This is a genomic window from Siccirubricoccus soli, from assembly GCF_024178315.1.
Classification (GTDB): domain Bacteria; phylum Pseudomonadota; class Alphaproteobacteria; order Acetobacterales; family Acetobacteraceae; genus Siccirubricoccus; species Siccirubricoccus soli.
In genome coordinates, this window is the sequence record NZ_JAMZIK010000058.1 from 1 (window position 1) to 22,950 (window position 22,950).

Below are 22,950 nucleotides of genomic sequence, written 5' to 3' on the forward strand. Positions count from 1 at the left end.
CATGCGGATATTTCTCGCCGTCCAGCGGCGAAAGCCCGACCTGGGCCAGCAGCTCCGCCACCCTCGCATGCCGCGCCGCCTTGTCCGGGATCAGGCCGAAGGCACGGATCGGCTCCGCCACGATGTCCCGGACCCGCCAGCGCGGGTTGAGCGAGGCATAGGGGTCCTGGAAGATCATCTGCATGCGCCGGCGCTGCTCGCTGGCGGCACGGGCCTGGGCGAGGTCGCGGCCATCGAACAGCACCCGCCCGCGCGTCGGCGGGTAGAGGCCGACGACCAGCCGCGCCACGGTGGATTTGCCGCAACCGCTCTCGCCGACCAGCGACAGGGTGGTGCCCTTCGGGATCTCGAAGGAGACGCCATCCACGGCGCGCAGGACGCGCTTCCCCTCTCCCGCCAGCAGCCGCTGCAGCAGGGGGCGGGAGACGTCGAAATAGCGGGCCAGGTCCTCGGCGGCCAGCATCGGGGTCGCGGCGGAGGCTTGGGGTCCCGACTGCTCAGGCATGCCGCAACGCCTCCGGCGCCTGCTTCTCCGAGGCCGGGTCGTAGAGCCAGCAGGCCGCGCGGGTCGCCCCGGTCTCCAGCAGCTCCGGCCGCTCCGCCCGGCAGCGGTCGAAGACATGCGGGCAGCGCGGGTTGAAGGCGCAGCCCTCGGGGATGGCGGAGAGCCGCGGCATGGCGCCCTCGATCTGCGCCAGGTGCTCCACCTTGCGGTCGAGCGGCGGGATGGAGGCCATGAGGCCGGCGGAATAGGGGTGGCGCGGCGCCTGCACCACCGCCCGCACCGGCCCGATCTCGGCGATGCGCCCGGCATACATCACCGCCACGCGGTCGGCCGTCTCGGCGATCACGCCCATGTCGTGGGTGACGAGCATCATCGCCATCCCCTTCTCCCGCGCCAGGGATTTCAGCAGGGCGATCACCTGCGCCTGGATGGAGACGTCGAGCGCCGTGGTCGGCTCGTCGGCCACCACCATGCGCGGCTCGGCACAGAGGGCGAGGGCGATGACGACGCGCTGGCGCATCCCGCCGCTGAACTCATGCGGATAGCTGTCCACCCGCTGCGCGGCGGCCGGGATGCCCACCATCTCCAGCCAATTGACGGCGCGCTTCCGGGCCTCGGCGGCGCCGATCGGCAGATGGGTCAGCATCGTCTCCACCAGCTGGTCGCCCACAGTGTAGAGCGGGTTCAGCGTGGTCAGCGGGTCCTGGAAGATCGCGCCGATCTCCTTGCCGCGGATGCGCCGCATCTCCTCATAGCGGAGGTTGTCGATGCGCCTGCCGTTCAGCAGGATCTGCCCGCCGGCGATGCGCCCGGGCGGCTCCAGCAGGCCGATGATGGCGGCGCCCGTCATGGACTTGCCGGCGCCGCTCTCCCCCACCACGCCCAGCACCTCCCCCGGCATGATGCTGAAGGAGACGCCGTCCAGCGCCCTGAGCGTGCCGCGGCGCGTGGCGAACTCCACCCGAAGATCGCGGACTTCGAGAATCGGCTGCATCAGCGGAGCTTCGGGTTCAGGGCGTCGCGCAACCAGTCGCCCAGCAGGTTGACGGACAGCACCATGGCGACGAGTGCCGCGCCGGGGAAGATCGTGATCCACCACTCGCCGCTGCCGAGGAAGTCGTTGCCGATGCGGATGAGGGTACCGAGTGAGGGCTGGGTCGGCGGCACGCCGACGCCGAGGAAGGAGAGCGTCGCCTCCGAGATGATGGCGTTGCCAAGGTTGAGCGTGGCGATCACCAGCACCGGCCCCAGCACGTTCGGCAGCACGTGGGTGAGCATGATGTGCGGCCGCGAGAGCCCGATGACCCGCGCCGCCAGCACGTATTCCTTGTTGCGCTCCACCAGGGTGGAGGAGCGCACGGTGCGGGCGAATTGCGGCCAGGCGCTGATGCCGATGGCGAAGATGACGACGAAGAGCGCGATGTGCTCATGCACCTCCTGCGGCAGCGCGGCGCGCACCACGCCATCCACCAGCAGGGCGATGAGGATGGAGGGGAAGGTGAGCTGGATGTCGGCGATGCGCATCAGCAGCCCGTCCACCGTGCCGCCCAGATAGCCTGCGGCCAGCCCGATGCCGACGCCGAGCAGGGTGGAGAACAGCACGGCACAGATGCCGACCAGCAGCGAGATGCGCGCGCCGTACATGATGGCGGAGAGCAGGTCCCGCCCCTGGTCGTCGGTGCCCAGCGGATAGGTGGCGTCGCCCTCCGCCATCCAGGCAGGCGGCTTGAAGGCGTCGATCAGGTTCAGGCTGGCGAGGTCGAAGGGGTCGTGCGGCGCCAGCCAGGGCGCCAGCCCCGCTCCCACCAGGCAGACCAGCGCCACCAGGGCGGAGACCACCGTCACCGGCGAGCGGCGGAAGGAGTAGAACAGGTCGCTGTCCAGCAGCCTGCCCAGGGGGGCAAGGATCGCCGCCATGCTCAGTGCCCCCGCCCGCGGCCGACCCGCAGCCGTGGATCCACCGCGTAGTAGAGCAGGTCGACGGCGAGGTTGATGCTGACGAAGACCAGGGCGATGAGCAGCAGATAGGCCGCCATCACCGGGATGTCCGCGACGCTGACGCTCTGGATGAAGAGCAGCCCCATCCCCGGCCACTGGAACACCGTCTCCGTCACGATGGCGAAGGCGATGATGCCGCCGAGCTGCAGCCCGGCGATGGTGATGACCGGCACCAGCGTGTTCTTCAGCGCATGGCCGAAGTGGACAGCGCGGTTGGACAAGCCCCTTGCCCGGGCGAATTTGATGTAGTCGGTCCGCAGCACCTCCAGCATCTCCGCCCGCACCAGCCGCATGATGAGGGTGAGCTGGAACAGGCCGAGGGTGATGGAGGGCAGCACCAGCGCCTTCAGCCCCGACCAGGTGAGGAAGCCGGTGGACCACCAGCCGAGCTGCACGACCTCGCCGCGGCCGAAGGAGGGCAGCCAGCCCAGCCAGACGGAGAAGATCAGGATCAGCAGGATGCCGATGAGGAAGGGCGGCAGGGAGACGCCGACCAGGCTGAAAGTCAGCAGCGCCCGGCTGAGCCAGGAATTCCGGTAGAGCCCGGTATAGACCCCCATCGCCACCCCGACCACCAGGGCGATGCCGGCGGCGCAGAAGGCCAGTTCCAGAGTCGCCGGGGCACGCTCCGCGATCAGCTCCGCCACCGGGCGAGAGAGGCGATAGGAGAGGCCGAACTCCCCCTGCACCGCTTGGCCGATGAAGCGGGCGAATTGCACGAAGAAGGGCTGGTCGAGGCCGAGGCTCGAAACCAGCGCGGCCCGCTGCGCCTCGGTGAAATCCTGGCCGAGCATGATGGCGACGGGGTCGCCGACATAGGTGAACATGGCGAAGCTGATGAAGGCGACGACCAGCATCACCGGAATGGCCTGCAGGATGCGGGAGAGGATGAAGGCGGCCATCGTCAGCCCGTGGCCTCATCCCGCGCGGCCGCGCCGGCCACCCGGGCGGCATCCCCCGCCGCGCACCGCCATGCCCCTCGCGGCGCGGGGGCGACCGCGCCTCCAGCTTGCAGCATCCGCTTCTTCATCCCCCAGTGCCCGGTTTTCCGGTGCAGAGGCAACGCTATAGGGCCGGCCCCGGCGGGGCGGAAGGCCCGTCCGCCGTGGCGTCCCCGGCATCTGCCCAATCCTTCAGCAGGCTGTACCCCACCGCCAGCAGCACCGGCCCCAGGAACAGGCCGAGGAAGCCGAAGGCCAACACCCCGCCCAGCGCCCCCAGCAGGGTGAGCAGCAGGGGCAGGTCCGCCCCGCGGGAGATCAGCCAGGGCCGGATGACATTGTCCGCGCTGCTGATGCCGAAGGTGCCGTAGAGGGCGAGGAAGATGGCCCAGCCCGTCGCCCCCTGGCTGAACAGCCAGAGCGTCGCCGGAACCCAGACCAGCGGCGCCCCGACCGGCAGGATGGAAATGACGCCGGCAATGACCCCGAGCAGCACCGGCCGCGGCACGCCGGACACCCACAGCCCGAAGGTGGTCATCAGCCCCTGCACCAGGGCGGTGCCGAGCAGGCCATAGACCACGCCCCGGGTCACGTCGCCGGTCAGCACCACCAGCCGCCGCGTCCGGTCGCCGGCCAGCCGATGCAGCGCCGCCTCGGCGCGCCGGGCGATGGCCGGGCCGTCCCGGTAGAGGAAGAAGGCGAGGAAGATCGCCACCAGCACCTCGGCCAGCCCCGAAAGCACGGCGAGCAGCACGGCCAGCAGCGTCTGCGCCAGGGTGCCGGCATAGGGGGAGAGCATCTCGGCAACGGCGGAGAAGCCGAAATCGATCCCCGCCAGGTAATCCGCCAAGTAGGGACCGACCAGCGGCAGCCGCCCCAGCCAATCGCCGAGCCCGGGCATGCCCTGGGTGAGCAGCGTCTCCACCGCGTTACGGAGCCCCTCGATATCCTCCCGCTGCGTCGGCGTGGCGAAGACCAGCGGCAGGCCGATGAGGAGGAACTCCGCCGCCACCATCAGCAGCGCCGCGGCGCCCGGGGCCAGGCGAAACCGCTCCCGCAGGAAGCGGAAGGCCGGCCAGGTGGAATAGACCAGGATCGCCGCCCAGAGCAGGGCGGAGAGGAAGGGCCGCAGCACCATCAGGCAGGCAATGGCCAGCGCCAGCAGGGCGATCAGCCCCAGGATGCGGGCCGGGTTCAGGCTGTCAGGCTGCATACGGCCCTCTCCGTTCCGAGGCTCCGTAGCATGGCGGATGCGGCGCGGCAGTAGCCAGCGGCGCGGCCGGCTTGTAGCGTCCCGCCGCCGAATCCCAGGGAGGTCACCGCATCATGCCGCGCTTCGCCGCCAACCTGTCCCTGATGTTCACCGAGGTGCCGTTCCTGGACCGCTTCGCCCGCGCCGCCAAGGCAGGGTTCCAGGCGGTGGAATTTCTCTTTCCCTATGAATTCCCGGCCGCCGAGATCGCGTCCCGGCTGAAGGATAACGGTCTCTCCCAGGTGCTGTTCAACGCCCCGCCGGGCGACTGGGCGGCCGGCGAGCGCGGCCAGGCGGCCCTGCCCGGCCGCCAGGCGGAGTTCCGCGAGGGGGTGAAGAAGGCGCTGGACTATGCCGCCGCCCTCTCCTGCCCCCGGCTGCATCTCATGGCCGGCCTCACCCCCGCCGGGGTGCCGCGCGACACCTTGCTGGCCACCTATGCCGCCAATCTCGCCTGGGCCGCGGAGGAATGCGGCAAGGCGGGGGTGAAGCCGGTGATCGAGCCGATCAACCACCGGGACATCCCCGGCTTCTTCCTGAACACGACGGATGAGGGGGCGGCGATCATCCAGGCCATCGGGCCGGAGAAGCTCGGCCTGCAATTCGACCTCTACCACTGCCAGATCACCGAGGGCGACATCGTGAAGCGGGTGGAGAAGCACCTGCCGCTGATCGCCCATATGCAGGTGGCCGACAATCCCGGGCGCAACGAGCCTGGCACCGGCGAGGTGAACTGGCCCTTCGTCTTCCGCAGGATCGACGAACTCGGTTTCCGCGGCTGGATCGGCTGCGAGTACCGGCCGGCGGCGGAGACCGAGGCCGGGCTCGGCTGGTTCCAGCCCTACAAATGAAGCGCCTGCGGCGCGCCCGGCCGATTCAGCCCTCCGCGCCTTGCGGCGCTCCGGCCATCGGACGGGCTAGGTTCCTCTGACCCTGGGAAGGACACCCCATGAAGATCGGATTCATCGGCCTCGGCATCATGGGCAAGCCCATGGCGGGCCATCTGAAGGCGGCCGGGCACGACATCATCGTGCCGGAGCGGAAGAGCCTCGATGCCGAGACGCGCGGCGCCTATCAGGTGGTGCCGGATGCGAAGTCGGTGGCCGCCGCGGCCGAGGTCATCATCCTGATGGTGCCGGACACCCCGGATGTGGAAGCCGTGCTGTTCGGCCCGGCCGGCGTGGCGGAGGGGCTGTCGAAGGGCAAGCTGGTCATCGACATGTCCTCCATCAGCCCGACCGCGACCAAGACCTTCGCGGAGAAGATCAACGCCCTGGGCTGCGACTACCTCGACGCCCCCGTCTCCGGCGGCGAGGTGGGCGCGAAGCAGGCCAGCCTGACCATCATGGTGGGCGGGCCCGAGGCGGCCTTCGAGCGCGCCAAGCCGCTGTTCGAGAAGATGGGCAAGAACATCACCCTGGTCGGCACCGCCAATGGCGCCGGACAGACCTGCAAGGTGGCCAACCAGATCATCGTCGCCCTGACCATCGAGGCGGTGGGCGAGGCGCTGGTCTTCGCCTCCAAGGCCGGCGCCGACCCGGCCAAGGTGCGGCAGGCGCTGATGGGCGGCCTCGCCACCTCCCGCATCCTGGAACTGCATGGGGAGCGGATGATCAAGCGCACCTTCAACCCGGGCTTCCGCATCGTGCTGCACCAGAAGGACCTGAACCTGGCGCTGCAATCGGCGAAGGAGCTGGGGGTGGCGCTGCCCAACACCGCCTCCACCCAGCAGCTCTTCTCCGCCTCCGTCGCGCAGGGGAATGGCGGGCTGGACCATTCCGGCCTGGTGAAGGCGCTGGAGCTCCTCGCCGCCCATCCCGTGGCGGAGGGCTGAGAGACGCCGGAGGGCCGGGGCGCCGCGCCGCCGCTGCGGCGCCCTGCCAGCGGCGACGCGGTCCCGGCCACTGCGCCGCCGGCCTTCGCGCCAAGCCGGGGAGACCCCGCGCGCCGGACCGCGCCATGCGGGGCGCGACAAGGGAGGCCAGGGCCGCCCAGCGGACCGCGCTCAGAGGCCGCCCTCGGCCGGGTCGGCAGCCCGCACCGCCGGCCTGCCCGGCATCTTCCCGCGGATTTGCAACGTTCCGACCTGCTGTGTTCGTTTGTCTTTTTTTGACGTTCCGCGGGTGATTATCTCCGGTTGCGCTTGCCATCGCCGGCCACACGCGGCACATAGAACCGCGCAACGGGGATGAGATTCCATCTCAAAAACGGGGCGCACGAAGTCGATCCAGCCGGAGGGACACATGCGGTTCGTCGATATCGGGCAACAACTTCGCGCCTATCGGCTGGAATCCGGTCTCCGGGCTGAGGAAATCGCCGCCCGTCTTGGCGTGTCCCGCGCCGCCCTCTATCGCTACGAGAAGGGCGAGGTCATCAAGCTGGACACCATCCGGCGGCTGGCTGAATTGCTGAAAATCTCGCCCCTCTCCCTGCTCGGGATCGGCGTCGAATATTTCTCCCGTCCCGTCGCCTTCCTGGAACGCATCCGCCAAGTGGAGGAGCAGGCCGACCAGATCCTCTTCGTCGGCGGCGCCCTCTGCCACCAGACCGCGACGGATGCCTTCGACGGCGCCCTGACGGAAGCCTGGACCGAAGCCGCCGATGCCGCGCCGGACCGCGCCCAGGCCCGGGCGCTGACCGAGCAGGCGCTCGGCCTGCTCGCCGCCCGGCGCAAGCAGCACCAGCAGCGCCGCCCCACCATCATCGGCATCCTCTCCGAGGCCGCCATCGTCCGCATGCTGCAGGATGGCATCGCCCCCGGCCTCGCCCTGCCGCCGCGCACCCGCGCCCGCTGCCGCGCCGCCGCCATCACGGAGGCGGAGAGCATCGCAACGCTGATGGAATCCGTGCCCATCGGCGTCCAGCTCGGCCTCTCCACCGGCCCGGACCTCGCCGCCGGCTTCGCGGTCATGCGCGGGCGGGAGCGGGCGCATGTTGTCGGCAGCCCCTTCGCCCCGGACACCGCCCCCGGCGCCGCCCTCGGCGTCGCCATGATCACCGCGGCGGATGAGGCGATCGCGGTGCATCAGCGCGTGGCGGAGGCTGCCTGGCGCGACGCGCTGAAGGGCGCCGCGGCCGCGACGCGGGTGCGCGAGCTGATCAGGGCCACCCCCGCCGCCGAATAGGCCGGCGGCGCTGCGACCAACGGGCAGCGCCGGTGCGCCTATGGCGGCGCCAGCTCCAGCACCGCCTCGTAAACCTCCTCCTCCTCCGGTGACCGCTTCAGGGTGAAGCCGAGGCTCCGCACGAAGCCGAGCATCGGCGCGTTGTCGGCCAGCACATGGCCGAGCACCCGCTCCACCCCCTCCGCCCGGCCCCAGGCGATGATCCGCTGCATCAGGTGCCGGCCGAGCCCCTGGTGCTTCATCTCCGGCGCCACCACCACGGCGAATTCTGCCGCGGGGGAATTCGGCTCCCGGATCAGCCGGGCGACGCCCAGGATCTCCTCCGGCGCCCCGTCCCGCTTGCGGATCGCCACGAAGGCCATCTCCCGGTCGTAGTCGATCTGCGTCAGCCGGGCGACCAACGCCGGCGACATCTCCTTCAGCGGCGAGAAGAAGCGCCAGCGCACATCCTCGGCCGAGAGGCGGCGGAAGGCCTCGGCATGCGCCGCCGCATCCTCCGGGCGGATCGGCCGCACCAGCAGCTCCGCGCCGCCCTTGCCCCGGAACCACCCCGCCAGCTCGGCCGGATAGGGGGCGATGGCCAGTTCCCCCCGCGCCCCGGCCGGGCGCAGGGTCAGATAGGCATCGGCCGCCAGCACCCCTTCGGCATCGGCGAAGAGCGGGTTGACCGAGAGCGTCGCGATCTCCGGAAAATCCACCGCGAGCTGGGAGAGTCGCACCAGCGCTTCCGCCACCGCCTCCGGATTGGCCGGCGGCCAGTCGCGGAACCCGGCCAGGAGCTGCGCCGCGCGGGACCGGGCGATGAGCTGCCGGGCCAGCGCCAGGTTCAGCGGCGGCAGGTCGAAGGCCTCGTCGCCCAGCAGATCCGCCGTGGTGCCACCCTGGCCGAAGCCGATCCAGGGACCGAACATCGGGTCCTCGCCCAGCCGCAGCCGCAATTCCAGCGCCCGCCCCGCCTGGCGCTGCACCAGCAGGCCGGCGATCCGCGCCTCCGGCCGCCGCTCCGCCACGCGCTGCAGCATGGCGGCGGCCGCCTGCCGCACCGCTTCCGGGGAGGTCAGGCCGAGCCGCACCCCACCCACCTCGCTCTTGTGCGGCAAATCGGCGCTCAGCAGCTTCACCACCGCGGGGAAGCCCAGCAGGGCGGCAGCATCCGCCGCCTCCTCCGGCCCCGCCGCGCGGCGGCCGGGCATGGTCGGCAGCCCATAGGCGGCGAGCACGCCGAGCGCCTCCTCCTCCGTCAGCGCCAGCCGCCCGCCCGCCCGCGCGGCAGCGAAGATCCGCCGCACCGCCGCCTGGTCCGGGGCGATGTCCAGCACCGCGCGGGGCGGCAGCTCCGCCGCGGCGGCGCGGTTGCGGCGGTCCTCGGCCAGGTGCAGCGCGCCGCGCACCGCGGCTTCCGGCGTGGCGAAGACGGCGAGCCCCGCCGCCGTCAGCGCCTGGCGCTGCGGCCCGGCCGTCGCCTGGCCCAGCCAGCCCACCAGCACCGGCGCCACCCGGCCACGGCCGCCGGCTCCGGCCGCCGCCGTCAGCGCCGCCGCCGCCACCTCCCCGGAATTGGCCGGCCCCGGCGCGTGCAGCGCCACCACCGCATCCACCTCCGGCAGGGTGGCAAGCATGGCGCTGGCCTCGGCCAGGCGCGGCCCCGCCTCCGGCCCCAGCACCAGCGGGTTGCCAGGCCTGGCCCCGCCCGGCAGCAGCGCCGCCAGCGCCGCCTCCGCCGCCGGGGAGAGCACCGCCACCCCCCCGCCCCCGGCGATCACCGCATCCTCCGCCAGCTGCGCGATGCCGCGGCCATTGCTGACGATCGCGATCCGGTCCCCGCGCGCCGCCCCGGGGCGGGGGCGCAGCCGCGCCAGGGTCTCCGCCGCCGCCAGCAGATCCTCCAGCCCCTCCACCCGCAGCACCCCGGCGCGGCGCAGCGCCGCCGCCATCACTTGGTCGCCCACCCCCTCCCGGTCCAGCGCGCGGCCGCCGGCGCGGATCGCCACCACCGGCCGGGTGCGGGCCGTCGCGCGGGCCGCGGAGATGAAGGCGCGGCGGTTGCGGATGCGCCGCAGGTCGAGCAGCACCGCCCCCGTCCCCGGGTCCCGCGCCAGCCAGTCCAGCGCCGCGGCGAAGCCCAGCGTGGCATTGCCGCCGATGCCGATGACATGGCTGAAGCCCAGGCCTTCCGCCGCCGCCCAGTCCAGCACCGCCCGGGCCAGGGCGGAGGATTGGGTGACCAGCGCCAGCTTCCCCGGGAGCGGCGGCAGGTGGGAGAGGGTGGCATTCAGCCCGATGGCCGGCACCGCCAGGCCGAAGCTGCCCTGCCCCAGCGCGCGCACGCCGGTCCGGGCGGAGATGGCCCCCAGTTCGGGCGCCGCCCCCGGCACGATGGCGGCGAAGCAGCCCCGCTCCGCCAGGGCCCACATCGCGGGCTCGATCTCCTCCGACGGCAGGCAGAGCACGGCAAGGTCCGGCGCCGCCGGCAGCGCGGCCAGCGACTCGGCCGGCGCCAGCCCCGCCTGCGCGATGCCGATGGCGTGGAGCTGGCCCCGGAAGCCGCCAGCGGCGAGGTTGGCCGCCAGCACCGGCGCCTCCGCCATGCCGGGCGCCGCCCACAGCACCAGGCTGCGGGGGCGGTAGAGCGCGGCGGCCCGCCAGGCGGCGGTGCCGCGAATGGGCTGCTGGGCCATCATGGTGCGGGGCACCATGGCCAAGGGAGGGGATGGTCGCAAGCTCGGCTGCCGGGTTTCGCCCCAAAGATCCCCGGCAGGGGGCGCCGCCCCCTGCGCCCCCGCCGGGGGGAAGAGCTTCCCCCGGACCCCGCCCTGAGTCGGCTCTTGCGGGATCCGGGCCGGGCGTCTCCACTCGGCGCAGGCTTTGAGGGGGTAGAGAGATGGCCGATCCGCGGCTCGATCCGGAGATGGCGCGCTTCGCCGCGATGATGGAGGAGAGGGCCGCGGCGCAGCCGCCGATCCGCCTCCTCCGCCCGGAGGAGGGGCCCTTCGATGCGCCGCGGGCGCTGAACGATGCGCTGAACATGACGGTCGCCGGCGGGGGACCGAAGCTCGCTGTCAGCGAGGATCGCTGGCTGCTGCGCCGCGGCCGGCGGATCCAGTGCCGGGTGCATCTGCCGGAGGGGAAGGGGCCGCACCCCACGCTGGTCTATATCCATGGCGGCGGCTGGGTCTGGGGCAGCATCGACACGCACGACCGGCTGATGCGCGAATACGCCGCCGCCGCCGGCTGCGCCGTGGTGGGGCCTGATTACTCTCTCAGCCCGGAAGCCGCCTTCCCCACCGCCCTCGAGGAATGCGCCGCCGTGCTGCGCTTCGTGGCCGAGGAGGGGGCAAGCTGGGGGCTGGACCCGGCCCGCCTCGTGCTGGGCGGCGACAGTGCCGGCGCCAACCTCGCCGCCGGCTTGGCGCTCTATCTGCGGGAGGCGGGGGAGACGGTCCCGCTGCGCGGGCTGCTGCTGAATTACGGCGTCTTCGACAGCCGCTTCGACACGCCGAGCTACCGCGAATTCGCCACCGGCTACGGTCTCTCCGAGGAGCGGATGCGCTTCTACTGGAGCGTCTATGCGCCGCGCCCGGTGGACCGGCTCTCCCCCTTCGCCGCGCCGCTGCGCGCCGATCTGCGCGGCCTGCCGCCCTGCCTGCTGCACATCGCCGAGCTCGACGTGCTGGCGAGCGAGAATTTCGCCATGGAGCGGAAGCTGCGGGAAGCGGGCGTCGAGGTGGAAAGCGAGCTCTTCGCCGGCACGCTGCACGGCTTCCTGCGCGCGGTGGGACATGTGCCGAAGGCGGACCAGGCAGTGGCGAAGGCCGCTTCCTGGCTAAGGGCGAGGTTCGGCTGAGGCTTGAACGGGCCGGCGACAGATGTCATCTAATGGGCGTCACCTGACGGAGCCCTGCGATGTCCACCGCGCTAGCCGACCAGCCCGCCCTGGGTCAGGCCGTGGCGCTGCTCGGCGGCCGGCGGGCCTTGCGGCGGCAGCTCGACAGCCGTCTCGCGGCGCACGACCTGCTGCGGGACGGACTGCCCGGCCATGCGCTGGAGCATCTCGTCAGCCATGTCCGGCTGCTGGCGGGCGAGGGGCTGGAAGCGGCGCTCGGCATCAGCCTGCGCACCTATCAGCGGCGGCGCGAGGATCCGGAGCGCCGGCTGAGCCCGGAGCAGAGCGGCCGCATCTGGACCTTCGCCGAGTTGCTGGCCCGCGCCACCACCCTGCTCGGCAGCCAGCAGGCGGCGGAGGCCTGGTTCCTCGCCCCTGCCCTGGCCCTGGAGGGCCGCCGGCCGCTCGACCTGCTCTCCACCCCGGCGGGGGTGGAGGCGCTGGCGGAACACCTTACCCGGCTGGAATTCGGCGTCTATACGTGACCCCCTGCGGATGACCCCGCTACCGCCGCCGCTCGGCGATGGCGCGCTGGTGTTCTGGCGGCTGGACCAGGCGCGCTTCGCCCCCGCCTGGGACAACGGCGAGGGCAGCTACCGGGTCGGCGGCCGCTGGAATTCCCGAGGCCTGCGCGCCGTCTACGCCGCGCTGGACCCGGCAACGGCCATCCTGGAAGTCGCGGTCCACAAGGGCTTCGCCGCGCTGGACGCGGTGCCGCATACCCTGACCCGGGCGCGCATCCTCGCGCCCGAGCGGGTGCGGGTGCTGTGGCCGGACGAGGTGCCGAACCCGCATTGGCTGCATCCGGGCGCCGTCGGGGCCGGGCAGCAGCACTTTGGCGACGCGCTGCTACGCGACTACGCCTTCCTGCTGGTGCCGAGCACCGTCTCCGCCGCGAGCTGGAACCTGGTCTTCGACCCTGGCCAGGCGGCGGCGCTCCATGGCGAGGTGATGCAGAGCCGCTTCGCCCTGGACCCGCGCCTGCATCCGCCGCCCGGAGCGTGACCGCCCGGGCGGGCGGGTGTGCCTTCCCGCCTGAGGCGTGATCGGCCAAGGTCGCAGCGCCCGAAACCCTGAATCACGCGCGCCCGGGCAATCAACCGGAGCGGGATGGGCGGGCGACGCTCAGCCGGTCACGCTCCGGCGCGCCATGAAGCGTGCGCCCTCGCCATAGCTCGCCAGGGCGGCAGGGTCGGCACAGGGCCGGTCCCGGAAGCCCTGCCGTAGCCAGTAGGGCACGGCATCGGCCACCGCCACCAGGGTCACCAGGAGCCAGCCGGCGCTCAGCGCGGCCAGTACCGCGGTGGCGTGGCCGCCCCCGCGTGCCGCCGGCAGCAGCGCCACGTCATGCAGATGGAAGGCCCCCGGCCGCGCCGGCAAGGCGCCCAGCCGCGCGCCCAGCGGCGGCGGCGCCGTGCCGCTCCAGCCATGGCCGATGGCATAGCCGACCAGCGCCCCCTCCCCGGCCAGGACGCGGCAGCCCTCGGGCGCCAGTTCCAGGCGCTCGGCGAAGACCTCCGGCGGCTCCGGGTGCTCGGGATGCAGCGCGTCGGCCAGGGCGCAGACCGCCGGCAGATCCGCCGCCTGCATCGGGCGCCAGCCCAGCGCGGTCCCCGCCATCTCCCTGCTCCGTCGTCTGCCGCCGGCCCCGGATAGCGCGCCCCGCCGGACCATGCGACCCTGCGCGCATGTCCATCCGCCCCGGCCCGCGCAACCGCATCACCGATGTCGCCGGCATCCTCGTCGGCAATGCCGAGGATTGCCGCATCCGCACCGGCACCACCGTCATCTATCCGGTGGTGCGCTGCGCCGCCGCCGCCGATATCCGCGGCGGCGGGCCCGGCACGTTGAACATCCACGCCCTCGATCCCACCAGCCTGAGCAACGAGGTCGATGCCATCGTCCTCTCCGGCGGCTCCATGTACGGGCATGACGCGGCGGGGGCGGTGGTCGCGGCGCTGGGCGCGCGGGGCCGGGGCATCAGCTTCGGCGGCGCCGTGGTGCCGGTGGTGCCGGGCGCGATCCTCTTCGACCTCGCCAATGGCGGCGACAAAGCCTGGGGCGAGATCCCGCCCTATGCCGCTCTCGGCCGCGCCGCCCTGGCTTCGGTGGGGGAGGAATTCGCCCTCGGCAATGCCGGTGCCGGTTATGGCGCCCGCGCCGGGGCGCTGAAGGGTGGGCTCGGCAGCGCGAGCTGCGTGACCCCGGATGGCCTGACCATCGGCGCCCTGGTCGCCGTCAACAGCTTCGGCAGCGTGGTGATGCCCGGGACGAACCGCTTCTGGGCCGGCCCCTGGGAGATGGAGGCCGAATTCGGCGACCTCGGCCCGCCCCCGCCGGGCTGGCAGGGGGAGGCGGAGATGCCCCTCCCCCCCGGCTCCGCCCTGAACCCCATGGCCAACACCACCCTCGCCGTGGTCGCAGTGGATGCGGCGCTGTCCAAGGCCGAGGCGCAGCGGCTGGCGATCATGGCGCAGGACGGGTTGGCGCGGGCCATCCGCCCGATCCACACCCCCTTCGACGGGGATTCCATCTTCGTCCTCGCCACCGGCAAGGTCCCGCTCACTGGTCCCGCCATGCTGGCCCGGCTCGGCCATCTGGCGGCGGATACCCTGGCGCGGGCGGTGGCGCGGGGGGTGTATGAAGCCGAGAGCCTCGGCGACCGGCCGGGCTGGCGGGAAGCATTCGGCCGCTGACCGCGACCGCCTCCCACTCCCGTCCCGACGCTGGATGCCAAGGGCGGTTGCCCGCCGCCGCTCAACTGCCCCCCCATCGCCGGACGGGCCGCAGGCGCAGCCTTGGCATCGAACAAGGACCGATGCTGCCGGTATCATGCTCGATTCATGCAATTCCGGCCTGCGGCCCGCCGCAAGTGCGGCGAGCGAAGCGGCCGGATGGCCGCGTCGGCGCTTAGGGGCGAAGCGCGTCAGCACGTCGCATGCCGGCTATCAGGTCCCGGCCAGTGCCCGCTTCGCCACTTCCGCCAGGTAGCCGCTCGCCACCGGCAGCACCGCGTCGTTGAAGTCGTAGTTGGGGTTGTGCAGCTCGCACCCCCCCTCCCCCGGGCCGTTGCCGATCCAGACGAAGGCCCCCGGCACCTGCTTCAGGAACCAGGAGAAATCCTCCCCGGTCATCGCCGGCGGCAGGTCCCGCCGCAGGGTGGTCACCGCCGCCGCGGCGCCCGCCGCCAGCTCCCGCTCCGCCGGGTGGTTGGCGGTGACGGGGACGCCGACCCGGAAGGCCACCGTCGCCTCCAGCCCGAAGGTTGCCGCGATGCCGCTGGCGATGCGCCGCATCCCGGCCTCGATCGCCTCGCCCGTTGCATCGCTCAGCCAGCGGGCCGTACCGCGCAGCTCCGCCCGGTGCGCCACCTGGTTCTGCGCCTCCCCGGCCGCGGCCATGGTCACGCTCACCACCCCCGCCTGCAGCGGGTCGATGTTGCGCGCCACGATGGATTGCAGCGCTACGATGCAATGCCCGACGCCGAGCATCGGGTCGCGCGTCAGATGCGGCAGGGCGGCGTGGCCGGCATGGCCCTCGAAGGCGATCTCGAACCGCGCGCCGGCCGCCATCACCGCGCTCTCATGCACCGCGATGGTCCCGGCCGCGAGCCCCGGCCAATTGTGCCAGCCGAAGATCCGCTCCATCGGGAAGCGCTCGAACAGCCCGTCGGCGATCATCGACTTCGCCCCGCCGCCGCCCTCCTCTGCCGGCTGGAACACCAGCCGCACCGTGCCGGACCAGCCCGGGTCCTGCGCCAGCAGGGCGGCGGCGCCGAGCAGCGCCGGGGTGTGCCCGTCATGCCCGCAGGCATGCATCACGCCCGGAACGGTCGACCGGTGCGGCAACAATGGGTTGAGTTCCTGGATCGGCAGGGCATCCATATCCGCCCGCAACCCGACGCTGCGGTTGCCCCCACGCCGGATGGTACCCACGACCCCATGACCGCCGACCCCTTCCGTCACCTCCACCCCCATCTCCCGCAGCCGCGCCGCCACGAAGGCTGCGGTCGGGCCCTCCTGCAGGGTCAGGCCGGGATGGGCATGCAGATGCCGCCGCCAGGCGGTGAGGGTTTCGGCGAGGGATGACTCCATGCGGCAAAGCTCCGATGCGCCGGACGGGCGCGGCCAGCGCGGGGGCCGGGCCGGGCGGCCCGGCGATCGGCCCGATGGCCAGCCAAGCTAGTGCCGGGCCGCGCCCCCCGCCAGTCCCGGTGGCGACAACAGCGGCAGCGGGAACCGGATCGCTCTCGGGCGTTTCGGCAACGGTGACCCGTCTTCTCCGCCTGCTGGCCCTGCTGCTGCCCTTCCTCCCCGCTCTGGCCCTGGCTCAGGAGGAAACGCCCGGCCGCGACGCCCTGCCCTATACGGTCGAAATCGTCCCCACCGGCGATTCCGGCCTGGATTCCGCCCTCGCCGCCGCCTCGGATCTCGCCCGGCTGCGGGAGGCGGCGCCGACCACCGCCGGCGGGCTGCTCGGCCGGGCGGAGGGCGATCTCGGCCGGCTGCAGCGCGCCCTGCAATCGGAAGGCTTCTGGGGCGGGGCGGTGGAGATCACCCTGGCCGGCCAGCCCCTCGGCACGACCGGGCTGCTGGAACGGCTGGAGCCGATGTCCGAGGTGCCGGTGCGCATCGCGGTGACGCCGCGGCAGCGCTACCGGCTGGCGCATCTCGCCGTCAGCGCCACCGACCCCGCCGGGGCCGAGGCCGTGGCCGCGGCCACCGCCACCCCCTTCGGCCTGGCTGTGGGCGATCCGGCCCGGGCCGGCCCCATCCTCGATGCCGAAACCACCCTGCTGGGGCGGTTGCGCGATTCCGGCCATCCGCTGGCCAGCCTCGCCCCGCGGGAGGCGGTGGTGGACCATGACCGCCAGGCCATGGACCTGACGCTCCGCTTCACCCCCGGCCCCGCCGCCACCTTCGGCGTGCCACAGGTGACCGGGGAGGAGACGCTGGACCCCGCCTTCCTCGCCCGCCGCGTCGCCAACCTGGCCGGCCGGCGCTACAGCCCGGAGCGGCTGGAGACGGCGCGGCGGGATCTGATGGGCCTTGGGGTCTTCTCCGCCGTCCGGGCGGAGCCGGGGGAGGCCCTGGCCCCGGACGGCACCCTGCCCGTCACCTTCGCGGTCACCGAGCGGGCGCGCCACGCCATCGGCTTCGGCGCCGCCTATGAGACCAATTACGGCCCCTCCGCCCGGATCTACTGGGAGCATCGCAATCTCTTCGGCGGCGCCGAGCGGCTGCGGCTGGAGGCCGAGGTGGCGCGCCTCGGCGAGGCGGGCGGCCTCGACCGCTCCACCTACCGCGTCAGCGCCGCCTACCGCGACCCGGCCATGCTCAGCGCCTGGCTCGGCCCGGATTGGAGCCTGCTCGCCAATGCCGCCCTGCTGCGGGAGCGGCTGGAGGCCTATGACCGGGACGCCATCACCGCCTCCGTCCTGGCGGAGCGGAAGATCAGCGAGAGGCTCAGCGCCAATCTCGGCCCGGTGATGGATTTCGGCAGCATCGGCCCGCCCGACGGCAAGCTGACGCCCTACCAGATCGCCGGCATCCAGTTCGGCGCCCGCTACGACGGCACGGACAGCCTGCTCGACCCGTCGCGCGGCTGGCGGGTGACCGGCACCCTGACCCCCTCCTGGAGCTTCCGGGACTCGGCGGCCTTCGCGCCGCTGAAGCTGGTGGCCAGCACCTATCTGGACGTTGCCGGGGACAAGCGCTCCATCATCGCGGTGCGCGGCGCCATTGGCTCCCTGATGGGGGCGCGACAGGGCGAGGTGCCGCGGCACCAGCGCTACTATGCCGGCGGCGGCGGCTCGGTCCGCGGCTTCGACTACCAGTCGATCGGCCCGCGCGACGAGCGCAACAAGCCCTCCGGCGGCGGCTCCCTGCTGGAGGCAAGCCTCGAACTGCGGCAGCGGATCTGGGGGGATATCGGCGGCGTTGCCTTCGTCGATGCCGGCACGGTCGGCGACAGCTCCGCCCCGGATTTCTCCTCGCTGCGGGTCGGCGCGGGGCTCGGCCTGCGCTACTACACCGCCATCGGCCCCATCCGGGCCGATTTCGCCCTGCCCGTCATCCGGCAGCCCGGCTCCTCCGGCTATGGCATCTATGTCGGCATCGGGCAGGCGTTTTGAGACTTCCCCATGAAGCTGCTGCGCAGCTCCATGGGGGCCCCGGGTTCCGGCCCGGCGAAGCCGCTGCGCGGCTTCGGGGGCCCCATGGGGTGCCCCGGCGGCCAGGGCTTCGGCACAGCCTGCCGCGGCAAAGCCGCGGCAGGACAACAGGCGGCGCGGGCTGCCGGTGCGCGACCGCCGGGAGGCGAGGTGAAGATCCTCCGATCCTTCCCGTGACGGCGAGCAGCGACGTCATGGGGCTCTGACCGCTCCCGCGGCCAGGGACTCTGAATAGCCCGCCGTGGCGACGCCGCGGCTGGCCAATGGGCGGCACGGATGCTTGGCGTGCGCCCCGATAAGATGAAGGGAAGGCGATGCGGGTCCTGCGCTGGCTGCTCTTCGGGCTGGTGCTGCTGGTGGCGCTGCCGGTGGTGGCGGTGACGGGGGCGCTGATCTGGGCGAATACCGAGCCGGGCCGGAACGCCCTGGCCCGGCTGGCGGAAGGCCAGGTGGCGGGGCTGCACATCGAGGGTCTGCGCGGGCCGCTGCCCGGCCATCCCTCGGTCGCGCGCCTCGTCTTGTCCGACGACCAGGGCCCCTGGCTGGAGCTGGAGGAGGCGCGGATCGACCTCGACCTCGCCGCCCTGCTGCACCGAACGCTCCGCATCCGCACCATCGCCGCGCAGCGCATCGCCCTGTTCCGCCTGCCGCCCTCGGCGCCCGCGGCGGAGCCGACCCCGCCGGGCGAGACCGTGCTGCCCCAGCTCCCCAGCCTGCCAGTGGACATCGCCCTGGACCGGCTGGCGATCGAGAAGCTGGAGCTCGGCGCCCCGGTGCTGGGCCAGGACGCTGCCTTCGCCATCGCGGGCGAGGCTGGCCTCGCCGCTGGCGACCTGCGCGCCCGGCTTGACCTCCGCCGGCTGGACCGGGAGGGGAATGTCGCCCTCGCCCTCGGCCTGACCCCGGCCGAGGACCGGCTGAGCGCCAAGGTTACGGCCCGGGAAGCCCCGGGCGGCCTCGTCGCCACCCTGGCGGGGCTCGGCGACCGGCCCCTCGCCCTCGACCTGACGCTGGAAGGCCCCGCCTCCGGTGCCGAGCTCCGCCTGGACGGGCATATGGGCGAGGGGCTGACCCTGACCGCCCAGGGCAGGGTCCGCGCCGCCCCGGATGGCGCCCTCGGCGCCACCCTTTCCGGCGAGGCCAGCGCCCCCGCCATGCTGCCGCCGGACGCGGCGCCCCTGGCCACCCCCCTCGCCTTCCGCCTCGATGCCGACCTCGCCGCCGACCAGCGCCTGGCGCTGCGCACCCTTGAGGTGCGCGCCCCTGCCGGCCAGCTCGGCCTCGCCGGCACCGCCAACCTGGCGAACGAGGCGCTGGACCTGCGCGCCACCCTGGACCTCGCCGAGTCCCAGCGTTTTGTCGCCCTGCTGCCGCCCGGCCCCGCTTGGCAGGGGCTGCGGGCGGAGGCCGCCATCACCGGCACCATGGCCGCCCCCAGCCTGGACCTGACGGCGACGCCGCAGGGCCTCGCCACCGGCCAGGCGCCGGCGGATGCGGTGCTGGGCCCCACCCCCCGCCTTAGCCTGAAGGCCGCCATGCCCGGGCCGCGCCTCGACCTCGCCCTGGAGGGCGCGGAGGGCCGCCTCGCCGCCAATGGCAGCCTGGCCGAGCCCATCGCCCTGACCGCGACGCTGGAGCTGCCCCGCCTCGCCGTGCTCGGCGGCGGCTCGGAGGGCGCCCTCTCGGCGCGGGTGGAGGCGAGCGGCAGGCTGGCCGACCCGGATCTCGTGGTCTTCGCGCGGTCCGGCCGCATCGCCATGGCCGGCCATGTGCTGGAGGCGCTGGAGCTGGCCGCCCGCATCGCCACCCCCGCCTCCGCCCCCCGCGGCACTGCCGACCTCAACGGCAGGCTGGACGGGCTGCCCCTGGCGCTGACCTTCCGTGGCCAGCCGGACGGGTCCCTGGTGCGGTTCGAGCAGGCCACCGCCCGGCTCGGCCCGGCCACCTTGCAGGCCCAGGGCGTGCTGGACCCCGCCGGCCCGGTCTTCACCGGCGAGGCGAAGCTGGATGCCAGCGACCTCGCCCCGCTCGGCCGCCTCGCCGGCCAGCCGAGTCTCGGCGGCCGGCTCGGCCTGGAGGCGAAGCTGGCACCGCGCGACGGGCTGCAGGGCTTCGATATAGGGCTGGAGGCGCCCCGCCTGAGCTGGGGCGAGACTGCCGGCGCGATCCGCGCCACCCTCGCCGGCACGCCCGCGGCGATGGAGTGGAGCATCGACGGCACCGGGCCGGAGCTGGGGCTGAACGGCAAGGGCCGGCTCGCCCAGGCCGAGGGCGGCTGGCGCCTCGACCTCAACGCGCTGGACGCCCGCGGTCCGGGCGAGACGCTGCGCCTCGCCGGCCCTGCCCAGGTTCGGCTGGGGGCGGATGGCAGCGCCAGCATCTCCTCCCTCGCCTTTCTGCTGGGCAGCGGCGGCCGCCTGCGCGCCGAGGGGCGCTGGGGGCCGGAGCGGGCGGACATCACCGCCAACCTCGCCGGCCTGCCCCTCGGCTTGGCCGCCCCCTACGCGCCGGGGGTGGACCCGCGCGGCACCATCTCTGGCGATCTCCGCGTCACCGGCCCGGTCGGGGCGCCGGAGGCGCGGGTGACCCTCACCGGCACCGGCCTCGGCGCCGGGGCCGAATGGGCGCGCGGCCTGCCCCTGGCCGAGCTGCGAGTGGAGGGCTCGCTGAAAGGCCAGGCGGCGGAGGGCACGGCGCAGCTTTCCGCCGGCCGGGCCGGCAGCCTGACCGCCACGGCGAGGCTGCCGCGCGGCTTCACCCCCACCTCGCCGCTGGAGGCGACGCTGAACGGGAAGCTGGACCTCGCCCCCCTCGCCCAGCCCTTCCTCGCCGCCGGAGCGGACCGGGTGAGTGGCCGACTGGAGGTGGCGCTGCGGGCCGAGGGCAGCCTCGGCACGCCCCGCCTCGGCGGCCGCGCCACCCTCTCGGGCGGCGACTACCGCAACCCTGTCACCGGCGTGCGGCTGCGTGACATCGCCGGCAGCATCACCGGCGAGGGCACGCGGCTGGTGGTGGAGAACCTCACCGCCCGCACCGCCGGCCAGGGGCGGATCACCCTGGCGGGCGGCATCGATCTCGGCGCCGAGGGCTTCCCGGCCGACCTCGCCATCACCGCGCGGCAGGCGCGGCCGGTCGCCTCCGACCTCGGCACCGGCAGCTTCGACGCCGATCTGCGCGTCCTCGGCCCGGTGCTGGCCGGCGGGCGTGTGGAGGGCGAGGTGCGGATCCGGGATGCCGAGCTGCGAGTGCCGACCAGCCTGCCCGCCAACCTGCCGGTGCTGGAGAATGTGCGGCAGGTGGGCCGCGCCCCGCCCGGCGTGCCGCAGCCGCCCCGGCCCCGCGCCACCGCGAAGCCGGCCGCGCCGCCGGCGCCGCCCGCCCCGCCCCTGGCGCTGGCCGTCACGGTGAAGGCGCCGCAGGGCGTGTTCGTCCGCGGCCGCGGCATCGATGTCGAGCTGGGCGGAGAGGTGAAGGTCGGCGGCACGGTGGCCGCACCCATCCCCTCCGGCGGGCTGAACCTGCGCCGCGGCACGTTGGACATCCTGGCGCGGCGGATGACCTTCAAGCAGGGCAGCATCGCCTTCGCCTCCGGCAATTTCATGCCGCAGCTGGACCTGACGGCGGAGTCCTCGGCGCGCGACACCACCATCACCGTCACGGTGAAGGGCACGCCGGCGGCCCCCGAGATCGGCTTCACCTCCTCCCCGGAGCTGCCGCGGGACGAGGTGCTGGCACGGCTGCTCTTCGACCGGCCGACCAGCAACCTCTCGCCCTTCGAGCTGGCGCAGATCGCCCAGGCGGTGGCGCAGCTCACCGGCATCGGCGGCGGCGGCACCAGCCCGCTGGACAAGGTGCGGAGCGCGCTGGGGCTGGACCGGCTCGGCGTCTCCGGCGGGGATGCCGGCGCGGCGCCGCAGGTGGAGGCCGGGCGCTACGTGGCGCCGGGCGTCTTCCTCGGCGTGCGACAGGGGACGCAGGGCGGGCAGACCGGCGTCGGGGTGCAGGTGGAGATCACCCCGCGGCTGAAGCTGGAAGGCCAGACCGCCACCGGCCCGGCGGGGGACCGGGTGGGGCTGACCTACGAGTTCGAATATTGAAGCCCCACCCTGCCCCGTCAGCCCCGGCCTGACGGGGACCTCGGAGCCGCTCCGGTCAGGCGATGCCGCCTGGCGTGAGCATGTTCCAGTCCTCCCCGGCCCGGGCTACCGGGTCCCGCCCCAGGCAGGACGGGAAGGCGCCGGATGGCGTCGCGGCTCCCGCCAGGCCTCCCGGATGCGGCTCCGCCCCTCGCCCGCCCTGCATCCCGCGTGGAATGCGGACTGGTATCGGCCCGCGGACGCGCAACCGCCACACCAACCCTGCGCGCGATGCCCGACCCGGAACCTGGAGCATTTTCGGTTCACATGCGTTCAGCGAAAACGCTCTACGCCCTTATTGGCAGAGCAGATTCACGCCTTCGGGCGATGCCGTCCTACAGCGATCTGCTCTAAGGATTTTCCGGGCCGCGCCTCAATTCACCAGGACGTAGCGCACCGTCAGGTTCACCGTGACGCCATCGCGGTCCGCCCCGGGTGGGAAGGGCGGGATCCGGGCGCCGCGGAAGGTGCCGAGCGTCCCGGCGTCCAGCCAGACCGAGCCGGAAGGGCGGACCAGCGTCGCCCCCAGCACGCGGCCATCCGGCGCCACCTTCAGCTCCACCCGGTTCACCCCCTGCTGGCCGACCACCGCGGCGCTTTCCGGGTAGCGGAGATTCTCCTCCAGCCAGCGGCGGAAGGCGTTGCGCCAATCCGGCCCCACCTGGGCGCCGCGCACCTCGGTCTCCGGCGAGAGGGAGAAGCGTCCTTGGGAGGGCACCGAGCCGAGATCGAGATCGAGCCGCCGGCGGCTGGGCGGCTGCTGCGGCCGGGGCGCCGGGGGGGGCCGCAGCAGGGCGAGGGCTTCCGGCATGTAGCGGAGCTGCGGCAAGGCCTGCTGCGGCGCGGCCTGGGGCGGCGCGGCGCGGGGCGGCGGCGGCGGCCTGGGGGGTGGCGGCGGCGGCGGGGGTGGCAGCGCCGCCACCGCCTCTTCGGAGGGC

18 protein-coding genes are annotated in these 22,950 nt (G+C 73.6%); 9 read left to right on the forward strand and 9 right to left on the reverse strand.

Annotated elements, in window-relative coordinates:
* The 5 genes from NJ376_RS09705 to NJ376_RS09725 all read right to left on the reverse strand — a co-directional run.
* Nucleotides 1-505: ATP-binding cassette domain-containing protein (locus NJ376_RS09705; RefSeq protein ID WP_252953047.1), on the reverse strand; the 505-nt coding region annotated here is incomplete at its 3' end.
* Nucleotides 498-1,499, reverse strand: a complete 1,002-nt coding sequence (locus NJ376_RS09710; protein WP_252953048.1) for an ABC transporter ATP-binding protein — start codon at nucleotides 1,497-1,499, stop codon at nucleotides 498-500. The genes NJ376_RS09705 and NJ376_RS09710, both read right to left, overlap by 8 nt.
* Complete coding sequence (locus NJ376_RS09715; protein ID WP_252953049.1) at nucleotides 1,499-2,422, reverse strand: ABC transporter permease; 924 nt, start codon at nucleotides 2,420-2,422, stop codon at nucleotides 1,499-1,501. Before NJ376_RS09715 ends, NJ376_RS09710 begins: the two co-directional genes overlap by 1 nt.
* A 2-nt stretch (nucleotides 2,423-2,424) precedes the next feature.
* On the reverse strand, nucleotides 2,425-3,405 hold the full coding sequence (locus NJ376_RS09720) for an ABC transporter permease (protein ID WP_252953050.1): 981 nt from the start codon (nucleotides 3,403-3,405) through the stop codon (nucleotides 2,425-2,427).
* A 163-nt stretch (nucleotides 3,406-3,568) separates the two neighbouring features.
* A complete protein-coding gene (locus tag NJ376_RS09725; protein ID WP_252953051.1) occupies nucleotides 3,569-4,657 on the reverse strand; it encodes an AI-2E family transporter in 1,089 nt (362 codons plus the stop codon).
* 113 nt (nucleotides 4,658-4,770) lie between these two features.
* Here NJ376_RS09725 and otnI point away from each other — a divergent pair, with 113 nt between their 5' ends.
* From otnI to NJ376_RS09740, 3 genes are all read left to right on the forward strand, one after another.
* On the forward strand, nucleotides 4,771-5,547 hold the full coding sequence (gene otnI / locus NJ376_RS09730; protein WP_252953052.1) for a 2-oxo-tetronate isomerase: 777 nt from the start codon (nucleotides 4,771-4,773) through the stop codon (nucleotides 5,545-5,547).
* A gap of 98 nt (nucleotides 5,548-5,645) precedes the next feature.
* A complete protein-coding gene (locus NJ376_RS09735) occupies nucleotides 5,646-6,530 on the forward strand; it encodes a 2-hydroxy-3-oxopropionate reductase (RefSeq protein ID WP_252953053.1) in 885 nt (294 codons plus the stop codon).
* Between the two features lie 409 nt (nucleotides 6,531-6,939).
* Nucleotides 6,940-7,821, forward strand: a complete 882-nt coding sequence (locus NJ376_RS09740) for a helix-turn-helix domain-containing protein (RefSeq protein ID WP_252953054.1) — start codon at nucleotides 6,940-6,942, stop codon at nucleotides 7,819-7,821.
* A gap of 38 nt (nucleotides 7,822-7,859) precedes the next feature.
* On the opposite strand, the gene NJ376_RS09745 is transcribed toward NJ376_RS09740, so the two are convergent.
* Nucleotides 7,860-10,517: a bifunctional acetate--CoA ligase family protein/GNAT family N-acetyltransferase gene (locus NJ376_RS09745; protein WP_305879971.1), complete on the reverse strand. Its 2,658-nt coding sequence runs from the start codon at nucleotides 10,515-10,517 to the stop codon at nucleotides 7,860-7,862.
* A gap of 185 nt (nucleotides 10,518-10,702) precedes the next feature.
* On the opposite strand from NJ376_RS09745, the gene NJ376_RS09755 reads away from it, so the two are divergent.
* Genes NJ376_RS09755 through NJ376_RS09765 form a run of 3 tightly spaced genes read left to right on the forward strand, consistent with a single transcriptional unit; the run spans nucleotide 10,703 to nucleotide 12,709 of the window.
* Complete coding sequence (locus NJ376_RS09755; protein ID WP_252953055.1) at nucleotides 10,703-11,665, forward strand: alpha/beta hydrolase; 963 nt, start codon at nucleotides 10,703-10,705, stop codon at nucleotides 11,663-11,665.
* A 59-nt stretch (nucleotides 11,666-11,724) separates the two neighbouring features.
* A complete protein-coding gene (gene parS / locus NJ376_RS09760; RefSeq protein WP_252953056.1) occupies nucleotides 11,725-12,189 on the forward strand; it encodes a type II RES/Xre toxin-antitoxin system antitoxin in 465 nt (154 codons plus the stop codon).
* A 10-nt stretch (nucleotides 12,190-12,199) separates the two neighbouring features.
* The gene (locus NJ376_RS09765; RefSeq protein ID WP_252953057.1) at nucleotides 12,200-12,709 is read left to right on the forward strand and encodes an RES family NAD+ phosphorylase; all 510 of its coding nucleotides are present in this window, start codon (nucleotides 12,200-12,202) and stop codon (nucleotides 12,707-12,709) included.
* A 120-nt stretch (nucleotides 12,710-12,829) separates the two neighbouring features.
* Here the strand turns inward: NJ376_RS09765 and NJ376_RS09770 are convergent, their stop codons facing one another.
* Nucleotides 12,830-13,324 (reverse strand): GNAT family N-acetyltransferase, encoded by a 495-nt coding sequence (locus tag NJ376_RS09770; RefSeq protein ID WP_252953058.1) that lies wholly within the window; start codon nucleotides 13,322-13,324, stop codon nucleotides 12,830-12,832.
* Nucleotides 13,325-13,392: 68 nt separating this feature from the next.
* Here NJ376_RS09770 and NJ376_RS09775 point away from each other — a divergent pair, with 68 nt between their 5' ends.
* Nucleotides 13,393-14,400: a P1 family peptidase gene (locus NJ376_RS09775; protein ID WP_252953059.1), complete on the forward strand. Its 1,008-nt coding sequence runs from the start codon at nucleotides 13,393-13,395 to the stop codon at nucleotides 14,398-14,400.
* Between the two features lie 252 nt (nucleotides 14,401-14,652).
* On the opposite strand, the gene NJ376_RS09780 is transcribed toward NJ376_RS09775, so the two are convergent.
* The gene (locus tag NJ376_RS09780; protein ID WP_252953060.1) at nucleotides 14,653-15,798 is read right to left on the reverse strand and encodes an amidohydrolase; all 1,146 of its coding nucleotides are present in this window, start codon (nucleotides 15,796-15,798) and stop codon (nucleotides 14,653-14,655) included.
* A gap of 173 nt (nucleotides 15,799-15,971) precedes the next feature.
* Here NJ376_RS09780 and NJ376_RS29270 point away from each other — a divergent pair, with 173 nt between their 5' ends.
* Complete coding sequence (locus NJ376_RS29270) at nucleotides 15,972-17,837, forward strand: autotransporter assembly complex protein TamA (protein ID WP_252953061.1); 1,866 nt, start codon at nucleotides 15,972-15,974, stop codon at nucleotides 17,835-17,837.
* Nucleotides 17,838-18,190: 353 nt separating this feature from the next.
* Nucleotides 18,191-21,973 (forward strand): translocation/assembly module TamB domain-containing protein, encoded by a 3,783-nt coding sequence (locus NJ376_RS09790; RefSeq protein WP_252953062.1) that lies wholly within the window; start codon nucleotides 18,191-18,193, stop codon nucleotides 21,971-21,973.
* A gap of 412 nt (nucleotides 21,974-22,385) precedes the next feature.
* On the opposite strand, the gene NJ376_RS09795 is transcribed toward NJ376_RS09790, so the two are convergent.
* Nucleotides 22,386-22,950, reverse strand: a 565-nt coding sequence (locus tag NJ376_RS09795) for an energy transducer TonB (RefSeq protein ID WP_252953063.1), incomplete at its 5' end; no start/stop codon positions are given.

Bases quoted from the DNA above. Each gene is read 5' to 3' on its own strand.
- NJ376_RS09755 (WP_252953055.1), top strand. From the start codon at position 10,703: ATGGCCGATCCGCGGCTCGATCCGGAGATGGCGCGCTTCGCCGCGATG.
- NJ376_RS09740 (WP_252953054.1), top strand. From the start codon at position 6,940: ATGCGGTTCGTCGATATCGGGCAACAACTTCGCGCCTATCGGCTGGAA.
- NJ376_RS09710 (WP_252953048.1), bottom strand. From the start codon at position 1,499: ATGCAGCCGATTCTCGAAGTCCGCGATCTTCGGGTGGAGTTCGCCACG.
- NJ376_RS09765 (WP_252953057.1), top strand. From the start codon at position 12,200: ATGACCCCGCTACCGCCGCCGCTCGGCGATGGCGCGCTGGTGTTCTGG.
- NJ376_RS09770 (WP_252953058.1), bottom strand. From the start codon at position 13,324: ATGGCGGGGACCGCGCTGGGCTGGCGCCCGATGCAGGCGGCGGATCTG.
- NJ376_RS09735 (WP_252953053.1), top strand. From the start codon at position 5,646: ATGAAGATCGGATTCATCGGCCTCGGCATCATGGGCAAGCCCATGGCG.
- NJ376_RS09745 (WP_305879971.1), bottom strand. From the start codon at position 10,517: ATGGTGCCCCGCACCATGATGGCCCAGCAGCCCATTCGCGGCACCGCC.
- NJ376_RS09715 (WP_252953049.1), bottom strand. From the start codon at position 2,422: ATGGCGGCGATCCTTGCCCCCCTGGGCAGGCTGCTGGACAGCGACCTG.
- NJ376_RS09720 (WP_252953050.1), bottom strand. From the start codon at position 3,405: ATGGCCGCCTTCATCCTCTCCCGCATCCTGCAGGCCATTCCGGTGATG.
- NJ376_RS09780 (WP_252953060.1), bottom strand. From the start codon at position 15,798: ATGGAGTCATCCCTCGCCGAAACCCTCACCGCCTGGCGGCGGCATCTG.
- NJ376_RS09775 (WP_252953059.1), top strand. From the start codon at position 13,393: ATGTCCATCCGCCCCGGCCCGCGCAACCGCATCACCGATGTCGCCGGC.
- NJ376_RS09790 (WP_252953062.1), top strand. From the start codon at position 18,191: ATGCGGGTCCTGCGCTGGCTGCTCTTCGGGCTGGTGCTGCTGGTGGCG.
- NJ376_RS09725 (WP_252953051.1), bottom strand. From the start codon at position 4,657: ATGCAGCCTGACAGCCTGAACCCGGCCCGCATCCTGGGGCTGATCGCC.
- parS (WP_252953056.1), top strand. From the start codon at position 11,725: ATGTCCACCGCGCTAGCCGACCAGCCCGCCCTGGGTCAGGCCGTGGCG.
- otnI (WP_252953052.1), top strand. From the start codon at position 4,771: ATGCCGCGCTTCGCCGCCAACCTGTCCCTGATGTTCACCGAGGTGCCG.